This window comes from Desulfovibrio sp. ZJ746, assembly GCF_011039155.1.
Classification (GTDB): Bacteria; Desulfobacterota; Desulfovibrionia; order Desulfovibrionales; family Desulfovibrionaceae; genus Desulfovibrio.
Map to the genome: position 1 here is coordinate 322,228 of NZ_JAAKEK010000001.1, position 25,131 is coordinate 347,358.

The following is a 25,131-nucleotide window of genomic DNA, read 5'->3' on the forward strand; positions in this document are numbered from 1 at the left end:
GGAGGCCGCCATGACGCTCTGGGTAATTCTCGTCTCCTTTTTCATCATCCTGTCCACCGGCGCCTCCATCGGCGTGGGCCTCGGCCTCTCCTCGGCCATCGTGCTCTGGGCTGTGCAGGACATGCCCCTTGTGGTCGTCGTGCAGCGCATGTTCACGTCCATCGACTCCTTCTCCTTCATGGCGGTGCCCTTCTTCATGCTGGCCGGCGCCTTCATGAGCGAGGGCGGCGTGACCCGCCGCATCGTGGACTTCTCCATGGCGCTCGTGGGCGCGCTGGCTGGCGGCCTCGCCCTCGTTGTGGCCGTGGCCGGCATGTTCTTCGCGGCGCTTTCCGGCTCGTCCGCGGCCACGACCGCGGCCATCGGCGCCTCCATGATCGACGAGATGGAGCGGCGCGGCTATCCGCGCAGCTTCGCCGCGGCGGTGGTGGCCAGCGGCGGCACCGTGGGCATCGTCATCCCGCCGTCCATCACCATGGTCGTGTACGGTTCCATCGCCAATACCAGCGTGGCCGAGCTCTTCATGGCCGGCTTCTTGCCCGGCATCATCATGGGCGTGGTCATGTGCCTGACGAGCTGGGTCATCTCCAAGAAGAACGGCTACCGCGGCGAAGGCCAGTTCTCGGTCATGCGGCTTCTGCGCACCACGAAAGAATGCTTCTGGGCGCTCATGATGCCGGTCATCATCCTGGGCGGCATCTACAGCGGCATCTTCACGGCCACCGAGGCCGCGGCCGTGGCCGCCGTGTACGGCGCCTTCGTGGGCTTCTTCATCTATCGCGAGCTGCACCTCAAGGACCTCTGGCGCACCCTGCTCGGCGCGGCCTACAACACCACCATGATCATGTTCGTGGTGGGCGCGGCCAACCTCTTCGGCTGGATCCTGACGAACGCCCAGGTGCCGCACATGCTGGCCCAGGCCTTCGCCGACGTGGCGAGCAGCCCGCTGGTCTTCCTCATGCTGGTGAACGTGCTTTTGCTCTTCATCGGCACGCTCATCAACGCCTCGGCGGCCATCGTCATCCTCACGCCCATCCTGCTGCCCGTGGCGCTCGGCCTCGGCATCGACCCGGTGTTCTTCGGCGTGCTCATGGTCATCAACCTCGCCATCGGCTGCATCACGCCGCCCGTGGGCCTCGACCTCTTCGTGGTGTCCTCCATCGCGGGCATTTCCATCGACAAGGTGACGGTGAAGGTGCTGCCCTATCTCGCCACCCTGCTTATTTCGCTCGTCATCTTCACCTGGTTCCCGAGCATCATCACCTGCGTGCCAAGCATGATGAAGTGACGGCGCCCGGCGCTTGCACAAGAAAAGCCCCTCTCCGGTGAGAGGGGCTTTTCTTGTGCGCGGGAGGGGCGTGCGCCCTTTCCGTCTTGCTACTTCACATAGCTCGCATAGAGCGCCGCCGCGCGCTCGCGGGCCTTTTTCACGCGCTCGGAAAGGCCGAGCTTATAGGCCGCGAGGTCGGTGATGGGCCGCGCGGCGATGCCCGAATCCATGGCGGCCTTGGCCACGGCGGGCGTGACCCACTCGATGATGCGCGGGTCAAAGGGCTTGGGGATCACATAGTCGATGCCGAAGGAGAACTTCTGGCCGCCATAGGCCTTTTCCACTTCCGCCGGCACGGGCTCGTGCGCCAGCGCGGCGAGCGCCTTGGCCGCGGCGATCTTCATGGCCTCGTTGATCTCCGTGGCACCCACGTCAAGGGTGCCGCGGAAGAGGAAGGGGAAGCCGGAGACATTGTTGATCTGGTTCGGGTAGTCCGTGCGACCCGTGCCCATGATGCAGTCGGGGCGCGCCGCCTTGGCGTCCTCATAGGTGATTTCCGGCTCGGGATTGGCGCAGGCGAAGATGACCGGGTCTTTCGCCATGCTCTTGGCCATGTCCCTGGTGACGAGGCCCTTGACCGAGAGCCCGAGGAAGAGGTCCGCGCCCTTCATGGCCTCGGCGAGGGTGCAGTTCTTGTCCTGCGCGTAGCGCGCCTTGTATTCGTTGAGGTCGGTGCGGCCCTTCCAGATGAGGCCCTTGGAGTCGAACATGTAGACATTCTTCGGGTCAACGCCGAGGGCCACATAGAAGTTGCAGCAGGCGATGCCGGCCGCGCCCGCGCCGGAGACGACCACCTTGCAGTCCCCGGGCTTGCGGCCCGCGATCTCGCAGGCGTTGAGGAAGGCCGCGCCCGTGATGACCGCCGTGCCGTGCTGGTCGTCATGGAAGACGGGGATGTTCATCTCCTTCTTGAGCTTGTCCTCGATGTAGAAGCATTCCGGCGCCTTGATGTCCTCGAGGTTGATGCCGCCGAAGGTGGGCTCGAGCGCCTTGACGATCTCGCAGATCTTGTCCGGGTCTTTCTCGTTGAGCTCGATGTCGTAGACATCCACGTCGGCGAACATCTTGAAGAGCACGCCCTTGCCCTCCATGACCGGCTTGGCGGCCTTGGGGCCGATGTTGCCGAGGCCGAGCACGGCCGTGCCGTTGGAGACCACGGCCACAAGGTTGGCGCGGCCCGTGTAGTCGGCCACCAGCGCCTCGTCCGCGTGGATGGCCATGCAGGCCTCGGCCACGCCCGGGGAATAGGCCATGGAGAGGTCTTTCTGGGTGTTGCACGGCTTGGTGGGGAGCACCTCCACTTTGCCGGGTCGGGGATAGTGGTGGTAGTCCAGTGCTTCCTGTTTGGTGTACAAGGCCATGGCGAACTCCTTATGTTTCCCGGCCGGGCATCGTGCGCGGCCGCCGGAAGGCTAGGAAATGAGCAAAAGCACGAGCAATTGCCCCATGAGGATGCGCAATATCATGGTGACGGGATAGACCGTCGAATAGCCCGTGGCCGCCACCTCGCCGCCATAATACTGCATGGCGAAGGCCAGCGCCGGCGGGTCGGTCATGCTGCCCGCCAGCATGCCGCAGATGGTGGGGAAGTTGATCTTCCACACCGCGCGGCAGAACAGGGCGGCGGTGAACAGCGGCACAAAGGTGATGATGGCGCCGATGCCCATCCAGCGCAAGCCGGGGCCGTTGACCACGGTATCAACAAAGCCCGTGCCCGCATAGAGGCCCACGCAGGCCATGAAGAGCAGGATGCCGATCTCGCGCATGAGGTTATTGGCCCCCGGGCGCATATACCAGGTGAGCCCGGCGAAGCGCTGCACGCGAGCGAGGATGATGGCGAGCACCAAGGTACCGCCGGCCACGCCGAGGCGCAGGCCCGTGGGCAGCCCGGGCACGAAGACCGGGATGCTGCCGATGAACACGCCCGCGAAGATGCCGATGAAGATGGCGAGCATGTTGGGGTGCTCGAGATGGGCCGGTTCATTGCCCACGAGCTTGGCCAGGGCGTCGGCCCCCGGGCCCTTCTGGACGACGATCTTGTCGTCCAGCCTGAGCCGCCATTTGCCGTTCCACGCATATTCGTTCCTGCCGCGGATGAGCACCCTGATGTCCGCGCCCGCCGGCGCCACGGCGGCGAGCTCCCTGCCGGAGACGGCGCCGCTCGTGACGAGCAGAGTCTCCGTGTCCGCAAGGTCGAGCTGCTCGTGGTGCCCGGGCTTCGCCGCGGAAAGGCGTGCCAGCTCCTCGCCCACATTGATTTTGAAGAGCCCCTTGAGCAGCATCATGGTGAGGATGATGCCGAAGATGCCGAAAGGATAGGCCACGGCATAGGCCATGCCGATGACCTTGAGGCCCTCGGCCACCACGTCCGGCGCTCCGCCCACCATGCTCCAGGCCTCGTTGGCCGAGCCCAGGGCCGGGGTATTGGTCACGGCGCCGCTGAAGATGCCGGCGGTCTGTGGCACGGAAAGGCCGAACGCGGCAAAGCAGGCCGCGGCCAGGAGCGCCCCGGCCAGCACCACATAGACGGCCGCGCCGCAGAGCTTGAGGCCCTGGTCGCGCAGCGACTCCACAAAGGTGGGCCCCACGGCCATGCCGATGGCGTAGACAAAGAGGATGAGGCCGAATTCGCGCGTGAAGGACAATACCTTCGGGTCGAGCGAAAGACCCATGTGCCCCAGGATGATGCCGCTGAACAGGATGCCGCCGATGCCGAAGCTGACGCCGAAGACCCGTATGCGCCCGAGCAGGATGCCGAGGGCGATGGTGATGCTCAGGACGAGGGTGGTCTGCACGGCGCCGTGCGTGATAAAGAGCTTGGTGAGTAAGTCCATCTCGGCGGACTCCGCAAGTGTTGGAGAAATGGCCCCGGCGCGCCGGGCAAAACGCCGCGGGCGCCGGAGCCGGGGAAAGGGCTAGTCGTTCTTGTCCGGGCAACCCACGAGCTTGTTGCGGATGAAGTCCGGGATGATGGCCTTGACCGATTCCAGCGTCACCATGCGGCGCATGACGCCGAGCTGGTCCTGCAGGGGTATCTGCTTGGGGCAGACATTGTCGCAGGCGAGCAGGCCCATGCAGCCGAAAACGCCGCTGTCGTCGCCGATGAGCTCATAATAGTCGGATGACTTGCGCTCGTCGCGCGGGTCGATATAGAAGCGCGCCAGCCGGTTGATGGAGGTGGCGCCGATGAAGTCGTCGCGCATGCGCGCGGTGCCGCAGGCGGCCACGCAGCAGCCGCATTCCACGCAGCGGTCGAGCTCGAAGATCTGGTTGGCGAGCTCGTTGTCCATGCGCTCTTCGGGCGCGTTTTCGTCGAACTGCTTTTTGGTGTGTATCCAGGACTCGATCTTCTTGCCCACGCCGCGGAACCATGTCCCGGTGTCCACCGAGAGGTCGCCCAGAAGCTTGAACACCGGCAGCGGGTGCAGGGTGATCTTGTCCGGCAGGTCGGCCGTCTGCGTGTGGCAGGCGAGGCACGGCCGGCCGTTGATGACCATGCCGCACGAGCCGCAGATGCCGGCGCGGCAGCAGAAGTCGAACTGGAGGGTGGGGTCCTGCTCCTCGCGGATCTTGTTGAGCGCGATGAACAGGGTCATGCTGGGGGTTTCCTCCAGCGTATAGGTCTGCATATGCGGCTTTGAGTCCGGGTCCGCCGGGTTGTAGCGGAAGATTTCAAAGGTCAGCGTGCGTCCCATAGCTATGCTCCCTGGGCTTCTTTTTTCTCGGCGAAGGGCACCAGCTTCTCCGCGGGGATGTCCGGCCCGTCGATGATCTTGCCGCCGCCGTAGCCGCGGTCGCCGGGGGGCAGGATGAAGAAGGGCGTGGCCTCCTCATAGCTGAGGGTAGGCAGGGTGTCGCCCGGCTTCCAGGTGGCGAGGGTGCGCTTGAGCCAGTCGCGGTCGTTGCGCTCGGGATAGTCCTCGCGGGCGTGGGCGCCGCGGCTTTCCGTGCGCTTCAGCGCGCCGTAGGCGATGGTCAGCGCAAGGCGCACCATGCCGGGCACGCGCAGGGCCATGGCCATCTCGGCGTCCTGCCCGCGCTGGCCCTTGCCCGCAAGGCGCATGTTCTTCGTGCGCTCGAGGATCTCCTGGAGCGTGTCCACGCCTTTCTGCAGATCCTTGCCGTTGCGGAAGATGCCCACATATTCCATCATGGCGTCCTGCATCTCGTTGCGCAGGGTGTAGCAGTCGTCGCCGGTGCCCTTTTTCAGGCTCTCGATGCGCTGCTCGACGCCTTTGAGCGCGTCCTGCATGGCGTCCGCCTTGAAGGTCATGCTGTCGCCCTGCAGGAACTCCACCACCTTCTTGCCCACCACGCGGCCGGCCACCACGGTCTCGGCGAGCGAATTGCCGCCCAGGCGGTTGAAGCCGTGCATGTCCCAGCAGGCGGCCTCGCCCGCGGCGAACAGGCCCTTGAGCCCGTAGGCGTGGCCGTCCTTGTTCACGCGCACGCCACCCATGCTGTAGTGCTGGGTGGGCCTGACCGGGATGAGCTGGTGGATGGGATTGACGCCCAGGAAGTGGCGGCAGATGTCGTACACTTCGCGCAAATTGGTGGTGATGTGTTTTTCGCCGAGGTGGCGGATGTCCAGCCACAGGTGGTCGCCGTAGGGGCTTTTGACACCGAAGCCCTTGCGCATGTGCTCGGTCATGCGGCGCGAGACCACGTCGCGCGAGGCAAGCTCGGCCTTTTCCGGCTCATAGTCGGGCATGAAGCGGTATTCGTTCACATCCAGCAGGGTGCCGCCGTCGCCACGGCAGCCCTCGGTGACGAGGATGTCCGTGGGCACGGTGCCCGTGGGGTGGAACTGCACGGCCTCCATGTTGCCGAGCGGCACGACGCCCGTATCCTGCGCGATGATCTGGCCGCCGCCGTCGCAGATGACGGCATTGGTGGTGGCGCGGTAGAGGCGCCCGAAGCCGCCGGTGGCGATGAGCGTGGCGTTGGCGATATAGGCCTCCAGCTCGCCGGTGCGCAGGTTGCGCGCGATGACGCCCATGCAGCGCTCGCCGTCGTGGATCAGGGCCTCGGCCTGCATGCGGTCGTGCACCTGCACACCCAGTTGGAGCATGCGGTTGTCGAGCGTGAAGAGCACGGCGTGGCCGGTGCCGTCCGAGGTGTAGCAGGTGCGCCACTTGGCCGTGCCGCCGAAGGCGCGGGAGTGGATGAGGCCCTCGTTTTCCTTCTTTTCCGTGGCCTGGAAGGGTTTGCCGCCCTTGTAATAGGTGTGCTCGCCGGGCACCACGCGGTTCCACGGCACGCCCATGAAGGCCATTTCGCGCATGGCGATGGGCGCCTGCTCGGCGAAGATGCGGGCCACCTCCTGATCGCAGCCCCAGTCCGAGCCCTTGACCGTATCGTTGAAATGGATCTCCGGCGAGTCGCCGTCGCCCATGATGGAATTGCCGAGCGCCGCCTGCATGCCGCCCTGCGCGGCCGAGCTGTGCGAGCGCCGGGGCGGCACGATGCTCAGGCAGATGACGTTGTAGCCGGCCTGGGCGGCCTCCACTGCCACGCGTTCCCCGGCCAGACCTGCGCCCACCGAGAGGACATCACAATAATGGATCCGCATTGTTCCCCTCCTATTGCACTGCCTGGATGAGGGCGTCGCCGATAAACCACACGCGGGTGATGGAGCAGGTGCCCAGCAACAGGTAGGCGCCCATGACGATCCAGATGGTCTTGCGCCAGAACTCGCGGCGCGCCCGGGAAATAAGGCCGTATTTCACGCCGATGCGGTAGACGCCGATGCCAGTGTGGAGGATGCACGCCGGCAGGAAGAAGACATAGAAGACCACCCAGCCCTCATGCAGGCGGATGGCGCTCTTGTCCACCTCGAGCGGCATGTCGATCATCACCGAATAGACATGGAAGAAGGCGCCCACGAGGATGATGGTGGCCGTGACCACCTGCACGAGCCAAAGGCTCGTGTCCGCGTCGCCAAGCTCCCGGCTGTGCTGGAAATAGACGCGCAGCTCGCCGGCGCGGAAGGGCATCTTGCGGGCCGCGATCCAGAAATGGAGCACGATGATGAGCAGGATGAGCGGCGCGGCCACCTGGGCGAGATAGATCTCTTCCATGAACCAGCCGATCCAGTCCGTGATCTTCGGGCTCAGGACGACGCTGCCCTCGAGCACCAGGTGCACGCAGATGAAGAGCGCGAGCACGGCGCCGGAGAGGGCCTGCCAGAAATCCAGGCGGGACGGGGCCTCTTGCGGGGATCGTGGAGTCATGGTTTCTCCTCACAATTTGCGATACGGCTTTTGCCCGGCTTCATAATAGTCGCAGCCCTCGCTGTCTATGACCACGATGGCCGGAAAATCTTCCACTTCCATGGCGGCCAGCGCCTCGGGGCCGAGGTCGGGCCAGGCGAGCACGGTGTATTTCCTGATGCGCTCGGCGATGAGCGCCCCGGCCCCGCCCACGGCCGCCAGATAGGGCACGCCGTTCTTCTTCATGGATTCCACCACTTCCGGCTTGCGGTAGCCCTTGCCGATCATGCCCTTCAGGCCCTCGTCCATGAGGCGCGGGGCATAGGCGTCCATGCGGCCCGCGGTGGTGGGCCCGGCCGAGCCCACGGCCTTGCCCGGCTTGGCGGGCGTGGGGCCAACGTAGTAGACGACCTGCCCGGTGAGGTCCACGGGCAGCTTCTCGCCCCTGTCGAGGCATTCGACCATGCGCTTGTGCGCGGCGTCGCGCGCGGCGAGGATGGTGCCCGTGATGAGCACCTTTTCGCCGGCCCTGAGGCTGCGCGCCGTGGCATCGTCAAACGGTGCGGTGATCCTTCTCGCTTCGGCCATGGTCGCCTCCTAAAGCACGGCTTCGGCATGCCGCGCGGCATGGCAGTTGATGTTCACGGCCACAGGGAGCGACGCGATGTGCGTGGGCGCCCACTCCACATGCACGGCCACGGCCGTGGTTTCGCCGCCGAGGCCCTGGGGGCCGATGCCGGTCTTGTTGATGAGGTCAAGCAGCTCGTCCTCAAAGGCCGCATAGCGCGGGTCATGGTTGCGCGTGCCGATGTCGCGCGCGGCCGCCCGCTTGGCGCACAGGCAGGCGAGCTCCATGTTGCCGCCGATGCCCACGCCCACCACCATGGGCGGGCACGAATTGGGCCCCGCGGCCTTCACCGCGTCGAGGATGACCTTGCGCACACCCTCGATGCCGTCGGCCGGCACGAGCATTTTCAGGACGCTCTTGTTCTCCGAGCCCGCGCCCTTGGGGGCGAGGCGCAGGCGGATCTGGTCGCCGGGCACGATGCGGGTATGGATGACGGCCGGCGTGTTGTCCTTGGTGTTCCTGCGCTCGAAGAGCGGTTCCTCCACGCTGGACTTGCGCAAGAAGCCGTCCACATAGCCCTGGTGGATGCCCTTGTTGACGGCCTCCACGAAGTCGCCGCCGGTGATGTGCACGTCCTGGCCGATGTCGGCGAACACCACGGCGAGCCCGGTGTCCTGGCAGATGGGCACCTGCTCGCGGCGGGCGATGTCCGCATTTTCCAGCAACTGGTCGAGGATGTCGCGCCCCACAGGCGAGGGCTCGCCGGCCTTGGCCTTTTCGAGCGCCGCCTTCATCCCCCCGGGCAGGTCGCAGCAGGCCTGCACAGCCAGCTTCGCCACCGCCGCAGTGATTTCTTCCGCCGGTATTTCCCGCATATGTCCTCCCGAAAGGTTTTCGTCCACAGCTGGCCACACACGCGAAATTGAGTGGTCAATCAAACAGTTTTTCGGCCACTGTTTGCCCATGGCCAAATGCCGTACAGGTGGCCCCAGTTTAAAGCGCATTTTTTCACAAGGCAAGGATTTTTCCACAGTGAAAAACTCGTGCCCGGGCGTCAGGCTGCCGCCCCGCGGGTGCGCCCGCTGTTCGGGGCAGGCGCCCGAACATCTCCTTCGGCGCACGCGGGCACAGGGCGCCTGTGCCCGGCGCAGCCGCATGCGCCATGCACAGGCTGGGGGCTTCCTGTGGAGGTTCCTGTTTCCGGCAAGTCGCGGGGGCGAACGGGCCGCCCTCACCGCTCGTCGGGCCGGGGCACGCAGCCTGCGCACGGGCCGTTCCACCTGAAAAGCAGCCCGGGATTTTCCCTGACCAGTACCCAAATCTGGAACGATCCTGCGGCATCTTCCCGCGTGGGCACTCCCGCGGGGTAATCATCAACCCGGACGGGGAGGAAACTACCATGGCGACCCTTCGTCTCGCCGAAGGGGGAAAGGAATTTTGGGTTACCTGAAGCCTGCTGAAAATCCTCGCGGACCAGTATCCTCCTGGGCCCCCGGGCGCCGAGCTTGGAAATGCCTTTCTCGTGCTTGGCATCCCGTGGATTGCCGAGGCGCTGGTTGGCAAGAAATTTCTGGCTGTGGAACAGCGCGACGCCGTCTGGGCGGCCGGGGGTGTGGATGCGCGGGCGGGGCAAGCAGGATGCACGCAATTCCTGCGCGCACGGCGCGGGGGGCCGCATGCGCCGCTTTCCAGGCGCTCAACCCGGACGAGGTGCGCCATATGCTCAATGAGGAGGGCGGGGAGCTGCTTTCCGGCCAGTTGGACGAAGCGCCCCGGGTAGACAAGGGCATCGACGCCGTCATGCCGCCCCAGGGCGGCCGTGTGGACATCCTTGCGCGCTTTGTGCCCCGACTGGTCAGGCTGGCCCCGCTTGAAGGGGAAAGGACAAGGCGCAGGGCCGAGGCCATCGGCACATGGCGTTGTCCGCCTTGTCACTAATGGAGATTTTGACAGTGTTCAGTTGTCCAGAACGCTGTCAAGAACTCCTGACGCATAAACCATTTTATCTAAGGTGTGAGACATGCCAACTCTCAGGTTCCTGGATCAGGGAAAAGATATTCCTTTTGCCGGAGAACTTCTAGAGTCATTTATCTGCAGTTTTCCCATACGTGAACGTTGTTCCCCACTGGCATCCGCCCTTGGCCGCTATGGCATGTCACTCCCCAAGCCGCCGGAAGGCGTGGAAAAACTTCTCTATGCCCAGAGGGATCAAGAGTGGGATGCCGGTGGTCATGCTGCACGCTGCCGGCTGCTTGGCGATGAAAATTTTCTGGGTTTATTAAGCGAAAAGCAGGCACAGCTTGTACTTTCCAGCATGGATGAGCACTTCCTGCGGGCGCTGGCCCGCGGGTTGGCGCGTTTCAGGTGGGGGGTGCTGCCCGCTTCCCCACGCCTTTCCCCGGAGACACGGATCAGGCTGATGGAAGCCATACTTGCGGCCCATGAACGGGATGGGGCAAAAGATTCCGTTTCGGTCCCTGACGCGGTTGCCAGGCGGATGGCTGTCAGGGATGCCACACAGCTTGCAATTGAAGAGTTTCCCCGGGAAGAAGTCTGGAGAGCGTTTGAAATATGCTTCTATCCTGAAAAATATAGAATGAATCCCTCCGTGGCCCTGGGCCATGCGCCGCTCGAAATGGCCATAACACTGGGGATGTGCGAAAGTGTATGGCAAAAGCAAGACATGTTGGCCACCTACGCGCTCCAGCAGCGGCATGGGCGCGAGCAGCGCGTGGTGCTGGATATCGGCGGCGAGGAGTTTCCCCTGAACCTCGAGTTGCTCCTGACAATTTGCGATTACTGCGACCTTGAGGAAAAGGGGGCCTCGCTCGTCACACCCCTTTTCGATACAGGGCATCCGCTCGTCCGTGCCAGCATAGTCTCTTCGGGGCACCTGAGCCCGGCGCAGCAAGATGAGGCGTGGGAAGGGGGGGATATCGGGGCCTGCCGGAAATTGCTTGAGCTCCCAGAGTTTTATGACAATTTATCCGACAGCCAGGCCGAAGACATCATTGCCATAGATGACCGGCATATGCTCCAGACAGTGGCGCGACTCATGTATGTGCTTTATCTTCCAAAGGAGCATCCGGGCAAAGGCCGGCTTTCGCCAAGTGTGCGTGACCGGCTGCTTGCCTTTGTTGCCTGTCACAAGAATCCTGAAATCACGAGATTTTTTGATCCTCATGACATCATCCCCCAACAATTGCTTGATTCTTTGAAACAGGATACGCCGCCCATCGTTCAAAAGTGCTGATACGGACCCGATGCGCCCCACCATTCACAATAGCGATGATATGTCAGTGGCACCTGTCCGCACTCAAGGGTGCTGGCCTGCGCGGCAAGCCGCGGGGTTTGGGGCGCCCGAGCCCTGGTGACGGCGTTTTTTGGTACTCCGGGCCGCCCGGGGAAAATAACGGGGTTTCGGCCATGCCGTGACCGCCTGGCGCCGTCCGCTTAAACCCTGGCCCAAAATTCCCCCTGACCATTGTCAAAATCTGGAACGATTCTGTTGCATCTTCCTCCGCAGGCGATGCCCCGCCGAGTTCACCCAGCGGAACAGGAGTAAAATCATGGTAACCCTTCGCTTCACCGAGAACGGCAAGGATTTTCCCATTCCCTGCTCCCTGCTGAAAAGCATGGCGCAAGCGTGCCCTGATGGACAGGCCGGCAGGGATCTGGGCAAGGCCCTCATTGCGCTCGGCATCCCATCAATCACCGGGGAACTGCTCCAAAAGGGCTTCCTCACCGCCGAGGACCGCGATGCCATCTGGGCCACCGGCGACACCTACCTCCGGCGCAAGCTGCTCAAGGGCCACGACTTTATTGCCGACCTCACGGACGCGCAGGCCCGGGAGATCGTGGAAGAGGACGATGTGGAGATGCTGGAGAGCGTGGGTAAATGGTGCGAGTATCTCTATCCGGTCTTCGGGGGGGCCGACCGCATTTCCGGCGCGGCGGCAGACAACCTCATGGAACACATTCGCAACCACGCAAATGCGTCCGTGCGCGCTACTTTGGCGAAAAATATATACACGCCCCAGCGTTTCAAACCGCCGCTGACGGAATATATCCGCAATGGCTACGACATGTGGACCTATCCCTTTGCGGAGCTCAGCGTGGAGGATGTGGCCCTGTACAAGGGGCAGCCGTGGGAGGTGCTGCAGGACCTGGCCGGCCGGGTGGGGGACATCGAGGACGTGGAGGCGCGCAAGGCCGTTGTCACCCTGCTGGCCCATCACCCGGACCCGGCGGTACGCCTCGCCCTTGCCAACAATGGGAACGCGCCGAGGCTGGCCTTTGAGCTGCTCGCCGCGGACGCAGACCCGGAAATCGCCGCGCTGGCGGCGGAAAAGCTGGAAAAGGCCTGAGCGGAGCCGGCGGGCGCGGCCTCCGGGGCTCCCGCGGGCGCGCCCCGGCGCGGAGAGGAGAACATGCTGGGAGCCATTGCCGCTGAGATGGTGGGCGGCGGGGACGAGTTCCTGCCGCCCAAGGGCGGCTGGGAGAATTTTCCGCAACAAGGAGTTTCCCCATGCAGGAAAGGTATATGAGAAGGCCCCGGGCAGGTTGCAGGATGCTCCCCGCAACGTGCGACCCTATGCCGGCCCGTGCCGAGGCCGCGCTGTGGCTGCTGCGCCTGATGGAACGGGACAGCGTTCCCGTTGACGAGAGTTTTTTTGAGTTCGTGGGCTGGTGTTGCGGCGGCCTCAAGAGCCTTGTCAGGCCCGTGCAGGAGGCGGCTTCGGCCATATCGCGCCTCCCGGCGGGGGTGCGCAGCTCCGTGAAGCAGCTTTCCCGCCTCAGGGAAAGGCGCCTCGCCGCCCGTCTTGAAGAGCTTGCGGACGATTCGGGGCGCCTTGCGAGCGCCCTGGCTGGCCTTGTGCGTGAGGCCTTGGAGGAGTGCTCCGCCCAGCAGCGCGAAACCCCCATAACGGAACACATCAAGAATTTTTTCGGCCTGGACGATGAGAGCATCGCCCTCTGCAAGTATGCCTTTTTTGTCCACAATCATGACCAGATAAGCAGGTATTTCAACTATCACCTGGATACCGAGCAGTACAGCAACCGGCATCTGGTGGCCTGCATGCTGCATCTCCCCGCCGCCCGTTGCAGCGAGCTCATCGCGGAACTGGCGGAAATTGGCATTCTTGACGACGGCGGTGACCTGAAACTCACCGGCAAGATAGAAAAAGCCTGGATGGGAGAAAATCCCGCCAGGCTGGAGGAGGCCTTCTGCCACCCGCTGGAAGGCGAGGTGCTGCCCCTTGGGCAGTTCAATATCCCCGCGGAGGCCGTGGCTCATGTACGCCGCCTCTTCGAGGGCCCCGCTGACCGGCCCCTGCATGTGCTGCTCTACGGCGCGCCGGGCACGGGCAAGACCACGTTTGCGCGCAGCCTCGCGCGGGAGCTGGGGTGCAAGGCCTGGGCAGTGGCCTGCGAGGGGGACGACACCGCCCAGGACCGCCGCCTCGCGCTCACGGGCTGCCTCAGGCGCGCGGCCCGTGATGAGGAGTCCTTCGTGCTGGTGGACGAGGCCGAGCGCATCCTGGAAACGGGTTCGGGGCGCCACTCCGGCGAGGTCTCGGATACCGCGTGGCTCAACCCCTTCCTTGAAAAGCCGGGCTCCCGCGTCCTCTGGATCACCAACAAGGTGAGCAACCTCGAGCAATCTGTGCGGCGCCGCTTTACCTACAGCGTCCACTTTCCCGAGCTCGGCAAGAGCGAGCGACACGCAATGTGGCGCAGGCTGCGCGAGAAGCACGGCCTTGAGGCGCGCCTCGGCGAGGGGGACATGGCAAAACTGGTGGAGCGCTATCCCGTCCAGGTGGCTGTCATGGAAAACGCCCTCAGGCAGGCTGTGCTCCCCGCCTTTAAGGAGGAAGGCGCGTTTGCCTGCGTGGACCGAGTGCTCCGTTCTTATATGACACTCCAGCGCGGCGGCAGGGCCGTATCCCCGCCCGGGAGCACCCCGGGCTACAGCCTCGCCGGGGTGTGCACCGCGCGGCCCGTGGCGGATGTGGTGCGCCAGGCCGCAACGCTGGATGCCCTCATGCGCGATGGGCGCGAAGCGCCGGAGCCGGGCCTCGGCACGTTTCTCTTTTACGGGCCGCCCGGCACAGGCAAGACTGCGCTGGCCCGGCACCTCGCCGAAAGCGTGAACCGGGAATGCCACATCCAGCGGGCGAGCGACCTGCTCTCGGCTTTTGTGGGCGAGACGGAGCAAAATATCGCCAGCGCCTTTGCCATGGCCGAGGCGCGCGGGGCCGTGCTCGTCATTGACGAGGTGGACAGTTTTCTCCAGAACCGGGCCGGGGCCGTGCGCAGCTGGGAAGTGTCGCAGACCAACGAATTCCTGACAGCCCTTGAGGCCTGCCGCGGCTTCTGCATCTGCGCCACCAACCTGCGCAAGGACATGGACCCCGCCGCCATGCGGCGCTTCAGCCTCAAGGTGGAATTCTGCTACGCCGGGCCCCCGCAGTTGCGGGCCCTCTATGCAAGCCTGCTCGCGCCCCTTGTGGAAGGGGAGCCGGACAAGGACCTCATGGAGGAGCTCTGCCGCCAAAAGGCCCTCACCCCGGGGGACTTCCACGCCGTGCGGATGCAGCACCGCCTCGCGCCCAGGGGGAGCTTCGGCCATGAGGCGCTCGTCGGGGCGCTCCTTGCCGAGCAGCGCATGAAGCTGGAATCCACAGCGAAGACCGTGGGCTTTACCCGTTGATGTGGTGAGAGGGAAGCCAACAGGGGTGGCCACGGCCGCGAGTGAGCTCCTTGCCCTGTTGGCTTCCCTCCAGTTGGGCACGCCGGGCATGTGCCTGCTTGCTCGCTGGGCGCGGGAGCTTGGGCGGCTGCTCCGCACCCGGCATTTTCTCGCACACCTCGCCGCGGACGAGGCAACCCGGATACAGAAAAGCCTTGAAGCGGCGGCAGGCCGGCTCCCCAGAGGTCCGGGAGATGCCGGACAGTGTGGCGGCGAGCCTCGCCCACGATGGGCCCGCTCCTTGATCCTGCGAAGGATGACCGGGCGCGCCCCGCGAGGACAGGGCGCTTTGGCTGCGCGTACTGGCGGGCACCGGGGCGGCATGCCTGTGGTGAGCGACCGGGTTCCCCACGGCGGCGGCCGGCCCTGGAGAAATGCTGCCAAAATGGAGTGGATAAGCAAGGAGCCTTTTAATGCACCGGCAAATCCCCTCCCCAAGGGATCGCAATGGGAGACAATCTTCAGTTTCTCCAATATATTTTATCGCAAAATTTGTGTAGCCTGCCCTCAAGTTCTGATAAAGCTGAGTCAACCTTACGAAGATGCTTTTTATGTAAAAGGAGAATATAAAATCGACTTGTATATCTCGAATATTTTATTATCCTGATATAGTCAGCATTTTTAAATTCTGGTTTTGCTTGTAATTTTTTTATAAAATCTTTTTCTTTTATGCGAGGTTGATGTTGGTATATGAGTATACTTTGACCCTGATTATAATAACCAGCAATTTCTGCCCACTTAACATGCTTTTGGCTTGTCCTTTTTTCCGCCACCATTGCTTGTGTTTCGATTCCATTATCCGGATCAAGAAAAACGATATCTTTGCCGCCTAATTTTTCTAAAGCAGTAGTATGCCATAACTTCCTCTCTCCTTTGGGGACAGGAACACCATAAAATTCTGCGTGCACTATGCCTAGCTCATCATTCTCTATAGTTTCGATATTTCGGTGCTTATTTACAATTATTTGTAACTGATCATACAATTCGGGGTCATACAGGCTATATGATGAATCTTTCAAATATTTAGTAAACTTACCGTCGTCTTGTTTTTTTAGCTCATGAGCGCCGGGAATTGTTTTATACCAGTTAATGGCAAGGGTTAAACGATGCTTGGTAATGGCCCTCAACAGGCCCAGTTTGCCATAATCTCCTATATCTCCAACATAGCGATCTTGCATATCTCTTCTCACATCATTTGGATTTTTCGTGAAAATAGGTACCGTTTTCAGTACTCTTAAACCCTTTGTTCCCTGTTTCCAGAAAATGCGTATTCCCGCACTCTGCGGTCTCAATCATCGGCGTGGCCCGCTGCCACAGACGTTTTCCAATGGAAAACAGCTCATGCCAAAAGTTTTGCAGGAGTCCAGGCGCCCCCACAGAGAACTGATCGACACGTTCCACTACCTGTTTAAAACAAGAGGGTCAATGACGTTTGTGGGCCAGGGGGAGTTCTCCAAGGCAACAGCTCCTGTTGGTTGCGCGGCTGCGATTGGGGCTGAACGCGCGCGCAGGATTTGCACAGCTCGTTGCAGCGCCGGGGCAGCCATGGTCGGCCATTCGTGGCGTGCGCGGACGAGAACCGCATCGTGCCTTCCTGCCCGGCAGGGAGAGGCGGCATATCCGCAGGAGCCTGTCCCCGGGCCTCTCCCACGCATACAGCCGAACTGGCGGCTTGGATTCCAGAGAGGCAGGCGGGAAAGTTGGCGCCCAAGGTCTGGGTGAGGGCGCCGAACCATGCTGCCTGCACCGGGGGCACTGGCGGTCCGCCAGCCCCGGCCTGCTTGACGCGCCCCGCGATACGAGCATCGCGCGTCAGCCGCCAGCAAGGGCGCATGAGGTTGGGGCCGATCTGTGGGGTCGGCCCGACTCGCGAGTTGAACGCCCCGCAGGATGTCGGCGTCACAGAGCGCAGTGGATGGCCCCCCGCCCATGACCAGGAAGCACGCTCTCGGGACAATCCCGCATTTTCTTGGCATGCGTTCCAGAAGCGGCAGGCTTGCCCTCGGGTTCAGCTCCGATGGCTGGGGCCCATGTGGCCACGTGGTTTTGTTGGATACGACGAGGATGCCGGAATCATGTTGATCCACGTGATTTGGCATCCTGCGGGTTCTTCAGGAGAGAATTTGGGGACTGGGGTCTTCCTGAACCGGCAAGTGATGAAGCCAGCGGATGTTGCATGTATGTGTTGGAGTTTCGCCGCGGCTTGCACGTTCCTCAGGAATGCTCGTATTGCCTCAAGGCAACGTTTTTAGCCGGCACTGCGACAGGCTAGCCCGCAAGGTCGCGCACAGAATTTTTCCGGTCGGTGACATGCTTCAGGATATCCGCGAGCATCAGCGAATAGGCATCGCCCCTTTCAAGAAGTGGCGGGAGAGCGCCTTCGAGGGTAGGCAGGCACGGGATATGTGGGGAATCAAGTTCTGCGGCGGCGCTCCCGGGGGCGAGATAAATGATCTTCATGGGCTTGTGCCATAAAGATTTTTTGCCTCCGCCGAGATAGTCAAGGAGCTCCGCCAGGGTGAGTAAATATTTCTTTGATCTGTTGCTGGGGCGCCATGCATATTCCAGCGTTCTCACGCATTCCAGCGCGCGCTCCACATTGCCAGTCTCCCCCGCATCACAATTCGTAATTCTTTTGAAGCACCGGGCGAATGCGCCGTCATCCCCAGCACTCTCCTTGATGCGGCCAAGCGGGTACTCCTTCGCCAGTATTTTAAGCAACTGTTTGCCCAGGGATTCGCCGAAGGTCCATTGACCGCATGCAGCCTCATAGTGAGCGAGCTGTGTGGCACTGATGCTGGCTGGTGTGGTTTTCAGCTCAGTGAGGTAGACGCAAGCATCGTCTGCAAGGACATAATCGATCTTGAAGCCCCGGTTGTCCCTGTGCTGCGCGGCAAGCGGGATTGACATCTCTTTTGCGACATAGATTGTCTTCAGGCCACACTGGCGGTTGACGATATAAGCCAGACGCGGCCGGATCAGGCAGCCGATTGTCGTTTCCGCGGTGACATTCGGTGTAAAATAATCCCTGATGACGCAGTCCCGCACAATCTCGCTTATGCTTGCTTCTTCCATCACCTTCTCCTTGCCCGGTTGAAGAAGTGCCCGGTTGCATCTTGGCGTCCCTGCCGGGGTAGCCCGCTGTGTGGCGAGAAATCAGCGGAAAAGGCAAATTTTCTCCTCCCGGTTGAAACCTGGGCTGTGCAGCCGAAGAGGAAGGTGCACATGTTTAACCAAAAAAGTTAGCCGCGTTCTTCCCTGTGGCTGCCACACCACTGCACCAGCATTACCACTCTTTTGGCGCCAGTAAAAGTGTTCCGGCCTGATGGCTCATGGGCAAACGCCGCGTTGCGCTCCTCAAAATTTTCCCTTTCATCGATCTCAGCGGTCGCCCAAGGGCGTTGCGCCACATGGTCCGTGGCCCTCTTCTGGGCCTGTGACGTCCACATCCCCGGGAACGCCCAACATCCGTTGAGGAGATTTTTCAGGAGCCGACGCCCTATGGAGCGCCCTGTCCACCAAAGGCAGCGCAATCGCCCTGCGTGGCCCTCCCGTTGGGTTCCAGCTTGCTGTCAGCCCTTGGGGCAAGGCCCGGGCTTTTCGCGAATACGAACAGAAGTGGAGCCCATGAGCCTTCCCTGCAAGCGCATGGCCCCTCCTCGATAAATAATGGGGAGCTGGCGCCCCTCCACAAGGCCGGGATCTTTACCATGCACATAGGGGGAGCCCAATCGCAAGGAGCCGCCCGGAACAATGCGGAAAGGCAGAGGCTGCCATAAACCAAGGCGGGCCGCGTCAGGAAATCCGGGCACTCGGCAAGCCGGAGAGGCGCCGCGAGGGGAAGGGCGGCCGGGCAGGCTGGGGCGCGCCCTAGGCCCCACAATCCGGCGCCTGCACGAGCCAAGTCCCGGGCATCCATGAGGGACGCGTAAAACGGGGAGGGGCTTCGCCGCAGTGTTTCGACGAAGTCCGTCGAAAAAGGGCATCATTATGGTGACGCCCCGGCCGCGTGTTTGCGCGGAGTTCGACAGCTAGTGGCAACAGAAATCCCGGCATGGGGCAAGCCCGCCCCGCGCCTCCCGGAGCCGGGCTGGCATAAAATGCCGATGGTCCGCACTCAGCAGGGGCGACTTCGTTTTTTATCCGGGCTCCTGTGTCAGGGCCACGGGCTTTGCACCGGCCACGCTTTGGGGGAGACTCAAAGATGTGGGGCACCCCAGCCCCCCGCGTGCGAAAAGTGAAGCGTGGCGGGAAGCACGAAAAAGTCCATCCCAGCCCGGACTTTTTGTTGGCGTCCAACCTGTGCCGTTGTATCCGCAAAACAGTGCCAACTTGCGCGCCCGCTTATTTGAGCGCGATAAATCAGCCCAAGACAGAAAAAAGGGTTTGCGGCCGGCTGTCAGCTCGTACCGCAAACCCTTGAATTTCCGTGGTACCGGGAGCGAGACTTGAACTCGCAAGGGCGTGAACCCGGCGGATTTTGAGTCCGCTGCGTCTACCAATTCCACCATCCCGGCACAGCGGTTTTTCTAGTCCGGCGCGCGGGATTCGTCAAGACATCTTCGGCCGGGCGGCCACTCCAGCGGCGAAGCAAGCGCCCGTGCAGCCGGCGGAGGAGGGCGCCTGCCGCCATCGCGGCGGGGTCAAAAAATTTTCTCAAAAAAAGCATTGAATTTTATCCGCCACGTCAAGTAAAATTGGCTGCAAGCGATAGCTCCACGGATCTTCGATCCGTCCCGGCGCGGCATGGGCGTCACCGGCGCATCCGGTGAGGCCAAGGCCTGGTCCCGCCCAGCGCATCCCCCGGTTGGTGCGTGGCGGTTTCGGGGCTCGGGTAGCCGGGTTCACCATCAAAGGAGGATTTCTGTGATGAAACGCATTGTCGCCATGTGCGTGGCGCTGGGCCTTTTCTGCGGGCTCGCGCTCTCCATCGCCCCCTCGGCCGAGGCCAAGACGGTCATCAAGATCGCCGGCATGAAACCCGAGGGCGAGCCGGAAACTGTGGGTATGCACAAGTTCGGTGAATACCTGGAGAAACTTTCCAACGGCAAGTACGAAGTGCAGGTCTATCCCAACAGCATGCTCGGCAAGGAAGACTCGTACATCGACCAGACCAAGCGCGGCACCATCCAGATGTGCGCCACGGGCACCCAGATGTCCAAGTTCCATCCGGCCATGGCCATGCTGGAAACGCCCATGCTCTATGAAGACCTTGACCACGCCCACCGCGCCATGAAGGGCGACACGTTCAAGCTCATCACCGACGGCTTCACCGAGAAGTCCGGCATGCGCACCATGAACGTGTTTCCCCTGGGCTTCCGCCACTTCTACACCAAGAACCCGGTGAAGAGCATCGACGACATCAAGGGCCTCAAGATGCGCGTGCCCAACATCCCGCTCTACACCAACTTCGCCAAGGAAGCGGGCATCTCCGGCCAGCCCATGCCCTTCGCGGAAGTGATGACCTCCATTGAGTCCGGCGCCATCGACGGCGGCGACAGCCCCCTGAGCGACATCGCCTCCACCGGCGTGTACGAGTACGCCCCCGAAGTGACCAAGACCGGCCACATCCTCGTGCTCCACTCCCTGTTCATCAATGACAAGTTCTACAAGAACCTGCCCGAGCAGGACCGCAAGTGGTTCGACGAAGCCGCCGAGATGGCCGCCGAGGACGTGTGGAAGCTGATGGTGCAGGCCGACCAGGACGCGGAGAAGAAGATCACCGCCGGCAAGGGCAAGATCACCGAGCCCACGCCTGAACTCAAGAAGTACATGACCGAAGCCGGCGAGCGCAGCTGGACCCTGTTCACTGACCCGAACAGCAAGCAGCATGTGCCCAACGCCAAGGAAATCCTCGAGAGCGCCAAGCGCTACGCGAAGTAGGTCCATCGTGCCGGGGCTCCGTGCACCATGCACGGGGCCCCGCTTTGCGGCGTTTGGCAGGCTCCGGCGGCACGGCTGGGGCCCCCGGAATGTCCTGGCGGAGAGTTCCGCTTCATCCACCAATCCCGGTCATCCCCCGGTCATCCGTTGATGAGGTCATTATGCCAACACAGCCCGACAAGGAACATCTGGAAAGCTCCAGAGACCCGGCCGAATACGCACAGGTGTTGGACACCGTGCCGGAAGCGGAACCTGCCCCCCACCAGGATACCCTTGGGGAATTTCTCTTTCAGATTTTTTGCGCCGTTATCTTTCTTGGCATGATCGGCCTCGTGTTTTACAATGCCATGCTGCGCTACCTGTTCTCCTCCAGCTATCCCCCGAGCGAGGAGTGGGCCAGGTTCCTCTTCATCTACATCACCTTCTTCGGCTCCATCGAAGCGTTCTACCGCAGGAAGCACATCGCGGTGGACATGTTCGTGGACATGCTCCACGGCGCTTCGCGGAAGACCGTCGAGGTCATCGCGAGCATCATCGGCATCATCGTCATGGCCATCCTGCTCTGGGGCGGCGTCGAGTATGTCATGAGCACCTATGACCAGGAATCGGTCTCCACGGGCGTGAACATGACCTTCATTTACGGCACCCTGCCCATCATGGCGGCCGCCGCGCTCGTCATCCTGATCCGGGATTTCATCGCGCTTTTGAAGCGCCCCGCTTCCGAATTCAAGAAGGCGTAGGGGGAAGATATGGAACTTTTCATCTTTCTTTTGACGCTCTTCCTCTTCCTCGCCTTCGGCATCCCCATCTGCCTTGTGCTCGTCATCTGCGCACTGGTGCTCATGGCGTATTCGGGATTTTTCGACCCCATCGTCATCGCCACCTCCATGCTGGACGGCGCCAACAACTATCCGCTCATGGCCATCCCCTTCTTCGTCTTCGCCGGCGAGATCATGGCGGCGGGCGGCCTCTCCCAGCGCGTGGTCCGGCTGGCCCAGCTGATGATGGGCCGGGTGCGCGGCGGCCTGGGCTATGCGGCCGTCGTTTCGAGCATCATCTTTGCCGGCCTCATGGGCAGTTCCGTGGGTGAGGCGGCGGCCCTCGGTTCCCTGCTGCTCCCGATGATGAAGGAAGTGGGCTACAAACCGGGCCGCGCGGGCGCCATCATTTCCTCGGGCGCCATCCTGGGGCCCATCATCCCGCCCTCCACCAACTTCATCCTTCTGGGCGCGACCGTGGGCGGCCTGTCCATCACCAAGCTGTTCATGATCGGCCTCTTCCCGGGCATCTTCATCGGCCTCGCGCTCATGGCCGTGTGGTTCTTCATCGTGCGCATCGACGGCTACAACGAGACCATCAGCTTCTCGCGCCAGGAAAAGCTCAAGATCATCCTCGACTCCACCCCGGCCTTCCTTATGCCGGTTCTGCTCCTCGGCGGCATCCGCTTCGGCATCTTCACGCCCACCGAGGGCGGCGCATTTGCCTCGGTGTACGCCATCGTGGTCTGCCTGCTCTATTATCGGGAGCTGACCATCAAGCAGCTTTTGCGCGTCAGCGCCGCGGCGGCGCGCACGACCTCCGTGGTCATGCTCATCGTGGCCACGGCCTCGGCCGTGGGCTACTTCATCACCATGGCGCAGATTCCCCAGCAGATGGGCGCGCTCTTCGAGCCGCTGATGGATTCGCCCATCCTGCTCTTGCTGTGCATCAATGTGTTCCTGTTCCTCATCGGCATGGTCATGGACCTCACGCCCAACATCCTGATCTTCGCGCCGGTGTTCTTCCCCATGATCCAGCAGGCCGGCATCGACCCCTACTACTTCGGCCTGCTCTTTATCCTTAACCTGGGCATCGGCGTCATCACGCCGCCGGTGGGCACCGTGCTCTATGTGGTCTGCGGCGTGGGCAACATCAAGATCGTGGAGCTCGTCAAGCACCTCATCCCCTTCCTCCTGGTGGAGATTGCGATGCTCTTCCTGCTCCTCTTCTTCCCCAAGCTGTCCATCGCGCCGATGAACTGGCTCATGGGCAACTGACGGGCCGCGAACGCGGCAAGACACTCAGGACCCCGGCCCCCTTGGGCCGGGGTTTTTCATTGCCGCGTGTCATCCGTGGCCGTGGATAGTGTGCCAGCGGCACATGTCTTGCCATCCTGCGGTTTTTCCTCCATGCTGCGCACACCCCGAAACCAGCAGGAGCATCCATGCCTTCATCTTCCTTTGCCGTGGTGGGCGCCGGCCTTGCGGGCTGCGAGTGCGCCCTGCAGCTGGCGCGGGCCGGCCATAGCGTGACGCTCTTTGAGCAGAAGCCGCTCTTCCGATCGCCGGCGCATGTGAGCGACGATTTTGCGGAGCTCGTGTGCTCCAATTCCCTGCGCTCGGACGAGCGCACTTCCGGCGTGGGCCTGCTCAAGGCCGAGATGCGCGCCCTTGGCAGCGCCTTCATGGCAGCGGCCGATGCCTGCCGCGTGCCAGCCGGGAAGGCGCTGGCCGTGGACCGCGAGGCGTTCGCGCGCGCCATGACAGAGGCCGTGGCCGCGGAGCCTGGCATCACCGTGCGGCATGCGCGCATCGACTCCCTGGATGACGCGGAACTGGCCCGCGCGGGGAGCGCCGGCATCGTCATTGCGGCCGGCCCGCTGGCTTCCGACGGGCTTTCCGCCTCGCTCGCCGGGGTCATCGGCGGGGAGCACTGCTATTTTTACGATGCCATCGCGCCCATCGTCTGGACGCATTCGCTCGACATGTCGGTGGTGTTCCGCGCCTCGCGCTACGGGGCGGAGAACGGGGAGCCGGAGGGGGAGGGGGATTACCTCAACTGCCCCATGAACCGCGAGGAGTATGAGGCCTTCTTTGCCGCGCTCAGCGAGGGGCGCGTCATGGAGGCCCGGGATTTCGAGAAGGAAGTGCATTTTGAAGGCTGCATGCCGCTGGAGGCGCTGGCACAGCGCGGCCCGCGCACACTGACCTTCGGGCCGCTCAAGCCCGTGGGCTTTGTGGACCCGCGCACCGGGCGGCGCCCCTGGGCCGTGCTCCAGCTCAGGGCCGAGAACGCCAATGCCGAGACCTGTAACCTCGTGGGCTGCCAGACCAAGCTACTCCAGGGGGAGCAGGAGCGCATCTTCCGGCTCGTGCCCGGCATGGAGCGGGCCGAGTTCGCGCGCTTCGGCAGCATGCACCGCAATACCTATGTCAACGCCCCGCAGGCGCTCACGCCGGGTCTGGAGCTCAAAAACCGGCCCGGCGTCTATCTGGCCGGCCAGATTTCGGGCGTGGAGGGCTATGTGGAGTCCGCAGGCAGCGGCCTGTGGCTCGGGCTTCTGCTGGCGGCGCGCGCCCACGGGCGCGAACTTCCGGCGCCGCCCAAGGAAACGGCGCTCGGCGCCCTGCTCGGGCATCTCCAGCGGCCGGAAAAACGCTTCCAGCCGTCCAACGTGCATTTCGGCCTCATGCCGAGGCTGGACGAACGCGCCCGCAAAAAGGAGCGCAAGGCGCTCTATGCCGCCCGCGCCGAAGCGGCCTTTGCCGGCTGGCTGGCGACCAGCGGCCTTGGCGGGCATTAAAGCTGCCGGGAGTGGGGCATGGAATGGAACGCGAATCTCTATGAGAACAACCACGGCTTTGTGGCGGAATATGGCAAGGGACTCTTGGAATTTGTCACGCCTGACCCGCAACAGGCCATCCTCGATCTCGGCTGCGGCACAGGCACGCTGACCGGCGAGCTCGCCCTGCGCGCCGGCCGCGTAATCGGCATCGACGCCTCGCCGGAAATGATCGATGCCGCAAGGCGGTCTTTCCCGCAGATTGAGTTCCGGGTGGCGGACGCGCTGGAACTTCCATTTGCGGCCGAGTTCGATATGGTCTTTTCCAATGCGGTCTTCCACTGGCTGCCCGACCATGACCGTCTGCTGAAAAACATCCGCCGGGCATTGAAGCCGGGGGGCCGTCTTGTCTGCGAGTTTGGCGCCCGGGGCAATGTGACGGCCATTGAAGACGCCTTCGCCCGCGCCTGTGAGGAACAGGGCCTCCGCTATGCAAGCCGGTTCACCTTCCCCGAGGCGGATGCCTTTGCGCGGCTGCTTCGGGATAACCATTTCACGCCCGAACTCGTTGTGACGTACGACAGGCCGACGGTTTTGCGGAACGGGGAGCAGGGCCTGCGCCACTGGCTGCGCCAGTTTTTCGCCGCCGAATTGCAGCCGCTGCCCGAAACCATGCAGCAAGCGCTCCTGAGCCGCGTGGAAGAACTGGCGCGCCCGCGCCTCTGGAACGGCCAGGCCTGGGTGGCCGATTATCGCCGCCTGCGGGTGGTGGCGCAGAGCTGAGGGGAAGTTGCCTGCCGTTTTCCGCGCAGGTTAACTTGCTCTACACCTCTCTGCTGGCTA

At 62.9% G+C, this 25,131-nt stretch carries 19 protein-coding genes and 1 tRNA gene; 10 read left to right on the top strand and 10 right to left on the bottom strand.

Annotated elements, in window-relative coordinates; all coding sequences use genetic code 11:
* The first annotated feature begins 10 nt into the window (after positions 1-10).
* Positions 11-1,288: a TRAP transporter large permease gene (locus tag G7Y54_RS01495; RefSeq protein WP_165076289.1), complete on the top strand. Its 1,278-nt coding sequence runs from the start codon at positions 11-13 to the stop codon at positions 1,286-1,288.
* An 89-nt stretch (positions 1,289-1,377) separates the two neighbouring features.
* Here the strand turns inward: G7Y54_RS01495 and G7Y54_RS01500 are convergent, their stop codons facing one another.
* The 7 genes from G7Y54_RS01500 to G7Y54_RS01530 form a co-directional block, all read right to left on the bottom strand.
* Positions 1,378-2,691 (bottom strand): malic enzyme-like NAD(P)-binding protein, encoded by a 1,314-nt coding sequence (locus tag G7Y54_RS01500; protein WP_165076293.1) that lies wholly within the window; start codon positions 2,689-2,691, stop codon positions 1,378-1,380.
* Between the two features lie 51 nt (positions 2,692-2,742).
* Positions 2,743-4,164, bottom strand: coding sequence for a hypothetical protein (locus tag G7Y54_RS01505; RefSeq protein WP_165076297.1), 1,422 nt, complete (start codon positions 4,162-4,164; stop codon positions 2,743-2,745).
* 81 nt (positions 4,165-4,245) lie between these two features.
* Positions 4,246-5,025, bottom strand: coding sequence for a fumarate reductase iron-sulfur subunit (locus tag G7Y54_RS01510; RefSeq protein ID WP_165076301.1), 780 nt, complete (start codon positions 5,023-5,025; stop codon positions 4,246-4,248).
* A gap of 2 nt (positions 5,026-5,027) precedes the next feature.
* A complete protein-coding gene (locus G7Y54_RS01515) occupies positions 5,028-6,902 on the bottom strand; it encodes a fumarate reductase flavoprotein subunit (RefSeq protein ID WP_165076312.1) in 1,875 nt (624 codons plus the stop codon).
* 10 nt (positions 6,903-6,912) lie between these two features.
* Positions 6,913-7,563 (bottom strand): succinate dehydrogenase/fumarate reductase transmembrane subunit, encoded by a 651-nt coding sequence (locus G7Y54_RS01520; protein WP_165076314.1) that lies wholly within the window; start codon positions 7,561-7,563, stop codon positions 6,913-6,915.
* Positions 7,564-7,572: 9 nt separating this feature from the next.
* Entirely contained in the window at positions 7,573-8,130 is a 558-nt protein-coding gene (locus G7Y54_RS01525; RefSeq protein WP_165076316.1) for a Fe-S-containing hydro-lyase, read from the bottom strand.
* A 9-nt stretch (positions 8,131-8,139) separates the two neighbouring features.
* Positions 8,140-8,985 (bottom strand): fumarate hydratase, encoded by an 846-nt coding sequence (locus G7Y54_RS01530; RefSeq protein ID WP_165076318.1) that lies wholly within the window; start codon positions 8,983-8,985, stop codon positions 8,140-8,142.
* Between the two features lie 763 nt (positions 8,986-9,748).
* On the opposite strand from G7Y54_RS01530, the gene G7Y54_RS01535 reads away from it, so the two are divergent.
* The 4 genes from G7Y54_RS01535 to G7Y54_RS01550 all read left to right on the top strand — a co-directional run bounded on the left by G7Y54_RS01535 (position 9,749) and on the right by G7Y54_RS01550 (position 14,825).
* Positions 9,749-10,048, top strand: a complete 300-nt coding sequence (locus tag G7Y54_RS01535) for a hypothetical protein (RefSeq protein WP_165076320.1) — start codon at positions 9,749-9,751, stop codon at positions 10,046-10,048.
* 82 nt (positions 10,049-10,130) lie between these two features.
* Entirely contained in the window at positions 10,131-11,363 is a 1,233-nt protein-coding gene (locus tag G7Y54_RS01540; RefSeq protein WP_165076322.1) for a hypothetical protein, read from the top strand.
* A 316-nt stretch (positions 11,364-11,679) separates the two neighbouring features.
* The gene (locus G7Y54_RS01545; RefSeq protein ID WP_165076324.1) at positions 11,680-12,477 is read left to right on the top strand and encodes a hypothetical protein; all 798 of its coding nucleotides are present in this window, start codon (positions 11,680-11,682) and stop codon (positions 12,475-12,477) included.
* Positions 12,478-12,680: 203 nt separating this feature from the next.
* Positions 12,681-14,825, top strand: coding sequence for an AAA family ATPase (locus G7Y54_RS01550; protein WP_165076326.1), 2,145 nt, complete (start codon positions 12,681-12,683; stop codon positions 14,823-14,825).
* Positions 14,826-15,325: 500 nt separating this feature from the next.
* Here G7Y54_RS01550 and G7Y54_RS01555 read toward each other — a convergent pair whose 3' ends face one another.
* The 3 genes from G7Y54_RS01555 to G7Y54_RS01565 form a co-directional block, all read right to left on the bottom strand.
* The gene (locus G7Y54_RS01555) at positions 15,326-16,042 is read right to left on the bottom strand and encodes a hypothetical protein (RefSeq protein WP_165076329.1); all 717 of its coding nucleotides are present in this window, start codon (positions 16,040-16,042) and stop codon (positions 15,326-15,328) included.
* A gap of 1,090 nt (positions 16,043-17,132) precedes the next feature.
* Positions 17,133-17,939 carry a hypothetical protein gene (locus tag G7Y54_RS01560; RefSeq protein WP_165076331.1) on the bottom strand — a complete coding sequence of 269 codons (807 nt, stop codon included), beginning with the start codon at positions 17,937-17,939 and terminating at the stop codon, positions 17,133-17,135.
* 1,355 nt (positions 17,940-19,294) lie between these two features.
* Positions 19,295-19,381: transfer RNA gene (locus G7Y54_RS01565), tRNA-Leu, on the bottom strand.
* Positions 19,382-19,733: 352 nt separating this feature from the next.
* Between G7Y54_RS01565 and G7Y54_RS01570 the strand changes: the two genes are divergently transcribed.
* The 5 genes from G7Y54_RS01570 to G7Y54_RS01590 all read left to right on the top strand — a co-directional run bounded on the left by G7Y54_RS01570 (position 19,734) and on the right by G7Y54_RS01590 (position 25,071).
* Positions 19,734-20,747, top strand: coding sequence for a TRAP transporter substrate-binding protein (locus tag G7Y54_RS01570; RefSeq protein ID WP_165076333.1), 1,014 nt, complete (start codon positions 19,734-19,736; stop codon positions 20,745-20,747).
* Positions 20,748-20,908: 161 nt separating this feature from the next.
* Positions 20,909-21,487: a TRAP transporter small permease gene (locus G7Y54_RS01575; RefSeq protein WP_165076336.1), complete on the top strand. Its 579-nt coding sequence runs from the start codon at positions 20,909-20,911 to the stop codon at positions 21,485-21,487.
* A gap of 9 nt (positions 21,488-21,496) precedes the next feature.
* A complete protein-coding gene (locus tag G7Y54_RS01580; RefSeq protein ID WP_165076338.1) occupies positions 21,497-22,783 on the top strand; it encodes a TRAP transporter large permease in 1,287 nt (428 codons plus the stop codon).
* Between the two features lie 167 nt (positions 22,784-22,950).
* On the top strand, positions 22,951-24,309 hold the full coding sequence (gene trmFO, locus G7Y54_RS01585) for a methylenetetrahydrofolate--tRNA-(uracil(54)-C(5))-methyltransferase (FADH(2)-oxidizing) TrmFO (protein WP_165076340.1): 1,359 nt from the start codon (positions 22,951-22,953) through the stop codon (positions 24,307-24,309).
* Between the two features lie 18 nt (positions 24,310-24,327).
* The gene (locus G7Y54_RS01590; protein WP_165076342.1) at positions 24,328-25,071 is read left to right on the top strand and encodes a class I SAM-dependent methyltransferase; all 744 of its coding nucleotides are present in this window, start codon (positions 24,328-24,330) and stop codon (positions 25,069-25,071) included.
* Positions 25,072-25,131 lie beyond the last annotated feature (60 nt).

What these genes read in the sequence shown, in the direction of transcription:
- G7Y54_RS01495 (WP_165076289.1), top strand. Translation starts at nt 11, where the DNA reads ATGACGCTCTGGGTAATTCTCGTCTCCTTTTTCATCATCCTGTCCACC.
- G7Y54_RS01500 (WP_165076293.1), bottom strand. Translation starts at nt 2,691, where the DNA reads ATGGCCTTGTACACCAAACAGGAAGCACTGGACTACCACCACTATCCC.
- G7Y54_RS01505 (WP_165076297.1), bottom strand. Translation starts at nt 4,164, where the DNA reads ATGGACTTACTCACCAAGCTCTTTATCACGCACGGCGCCGTGCAGACC.
- G7Y54_RS01510 (WP_165076301.1), bottom strand. Translation starts at nt 5,025, where the DNA reads ATGGGACGCACGCTGACCTTTGAAATCTTCCGCTACAACCCGGCGGAC.
- G7Y54_RS01515 (WP_165076312.1), bottom strand. Translation starts at nt 6,902, where the DNA reads ATGCGGATCCATTATTGTGATGTCCTCTCGGTGGGCGCAGGTCTGGCC.
- G7Y54_RS01520 (WP_165076314.1), bottom strand. Translation starts at nt 7,563, where the DNA reads ATGACTCCACGATCCCCGCAAGAGGCCCCGTCCCGCCTGGATTTCTGG.
- G7Y54_RS01525 (WP_165076316.1), bottom strand. Translation starts at nt 8,130, where the DNA reads ATGGCCGAAGCGAGAAGGATCACCGCACCGTTTGACGATGCCACGGCG.
- G7Y54_RS01530 (WP_165076318.1), bottom strand. Translation starts at nt 8,985, where the DNA reads ATGCGGGAAATACCGGCGGAAGAAATCACTGCGGCGGTGGCGAAGCTG.
- G7Y54_RS01535 (WP_165076320.1), top strand. Translation starts at nt 9,749, where the DNA reads ATGCACGCAATTCCTGCGCGCACGGCGCGGGGGGCCGCATGCGCCGCT.
- G7Y54_RS01540 (WP_165076322.1), top strand. Translation starts at nt 10,131, where the DNA reads ATGCCAACTCTCAGGTTCCTGGATCAGGGAAAAGATATTCCTTTTGCC.
- G7Y54_RS01545 (WP_165076324.1), top strand. Translation starts at nt 11,680, where the DNA reads ATGGTAACCCTTCGCTTCACCGAGAACGGCAAGGATTTTCCCATTCCC.
- G7Y54_RS01550 (WP_165076326.1), top strand. Translation starts at nt 12,681, where the DNA reads ATGCTCCCCGCAACGTGCGACCCTATGCCGGCCCGTGCCGAGGCCGCG.
- G7Y54_RS01555 (WP_165076329.1), bottom strand. Translation starts at nt 16,042, where the DNA reads ATGCAAGATCGCTATGTTGGAGATATAGGAGATTATGGCAAACTGGGC.
- G7Y54_RS01560 (WP_165076331.1), bottom strand. Translation starts at nt 17,939, where the DNA reads ATGGAAGAAGCAAGCATAAGCGAGATTGTGCGGGACTGCGTCATCAGG.
- G7Y54_RS01570 (WP_165076333.1), top strand. Translation starts at nt 19,734, where the DNA reads ATGAAACGCATTGTCGCCATGTGCGTGGCGCTGGGCCTTTTCTGCGGG.
- G7Y54_RS01575 (WP_165076336.1), top strand. Translation starts at nt 20,909, where the DNA reads ATGCCAACACAGCCCGACAAGGAACATCTGGAAAGCTCCAGAGACCCG.
- G7Y54_RS01580 (WP_165076338.1), top strand. Translation starts at nt 21,497, where the DNA reads ATGGAACTTTTCATCTTTCTTTTGACGCTCTTCCTCTTCCTCGCCTTC.
- trmFO (WP_165076340.1), top strand. Translation starts at nt 22,951, where the DNA reads ATGCCTTCATCTTCCTTTGCCGTGGTGGGCGCCGGCCTTGCGGGCTGC.
- G7Y54_RS01590 (WP_165076342.1), top strand. Translation starts at nt 24,328, where the DNA reads ATGGAATGGAACGCGAATCTCTATGAGAACAACCACGGCTTTGTGGCG.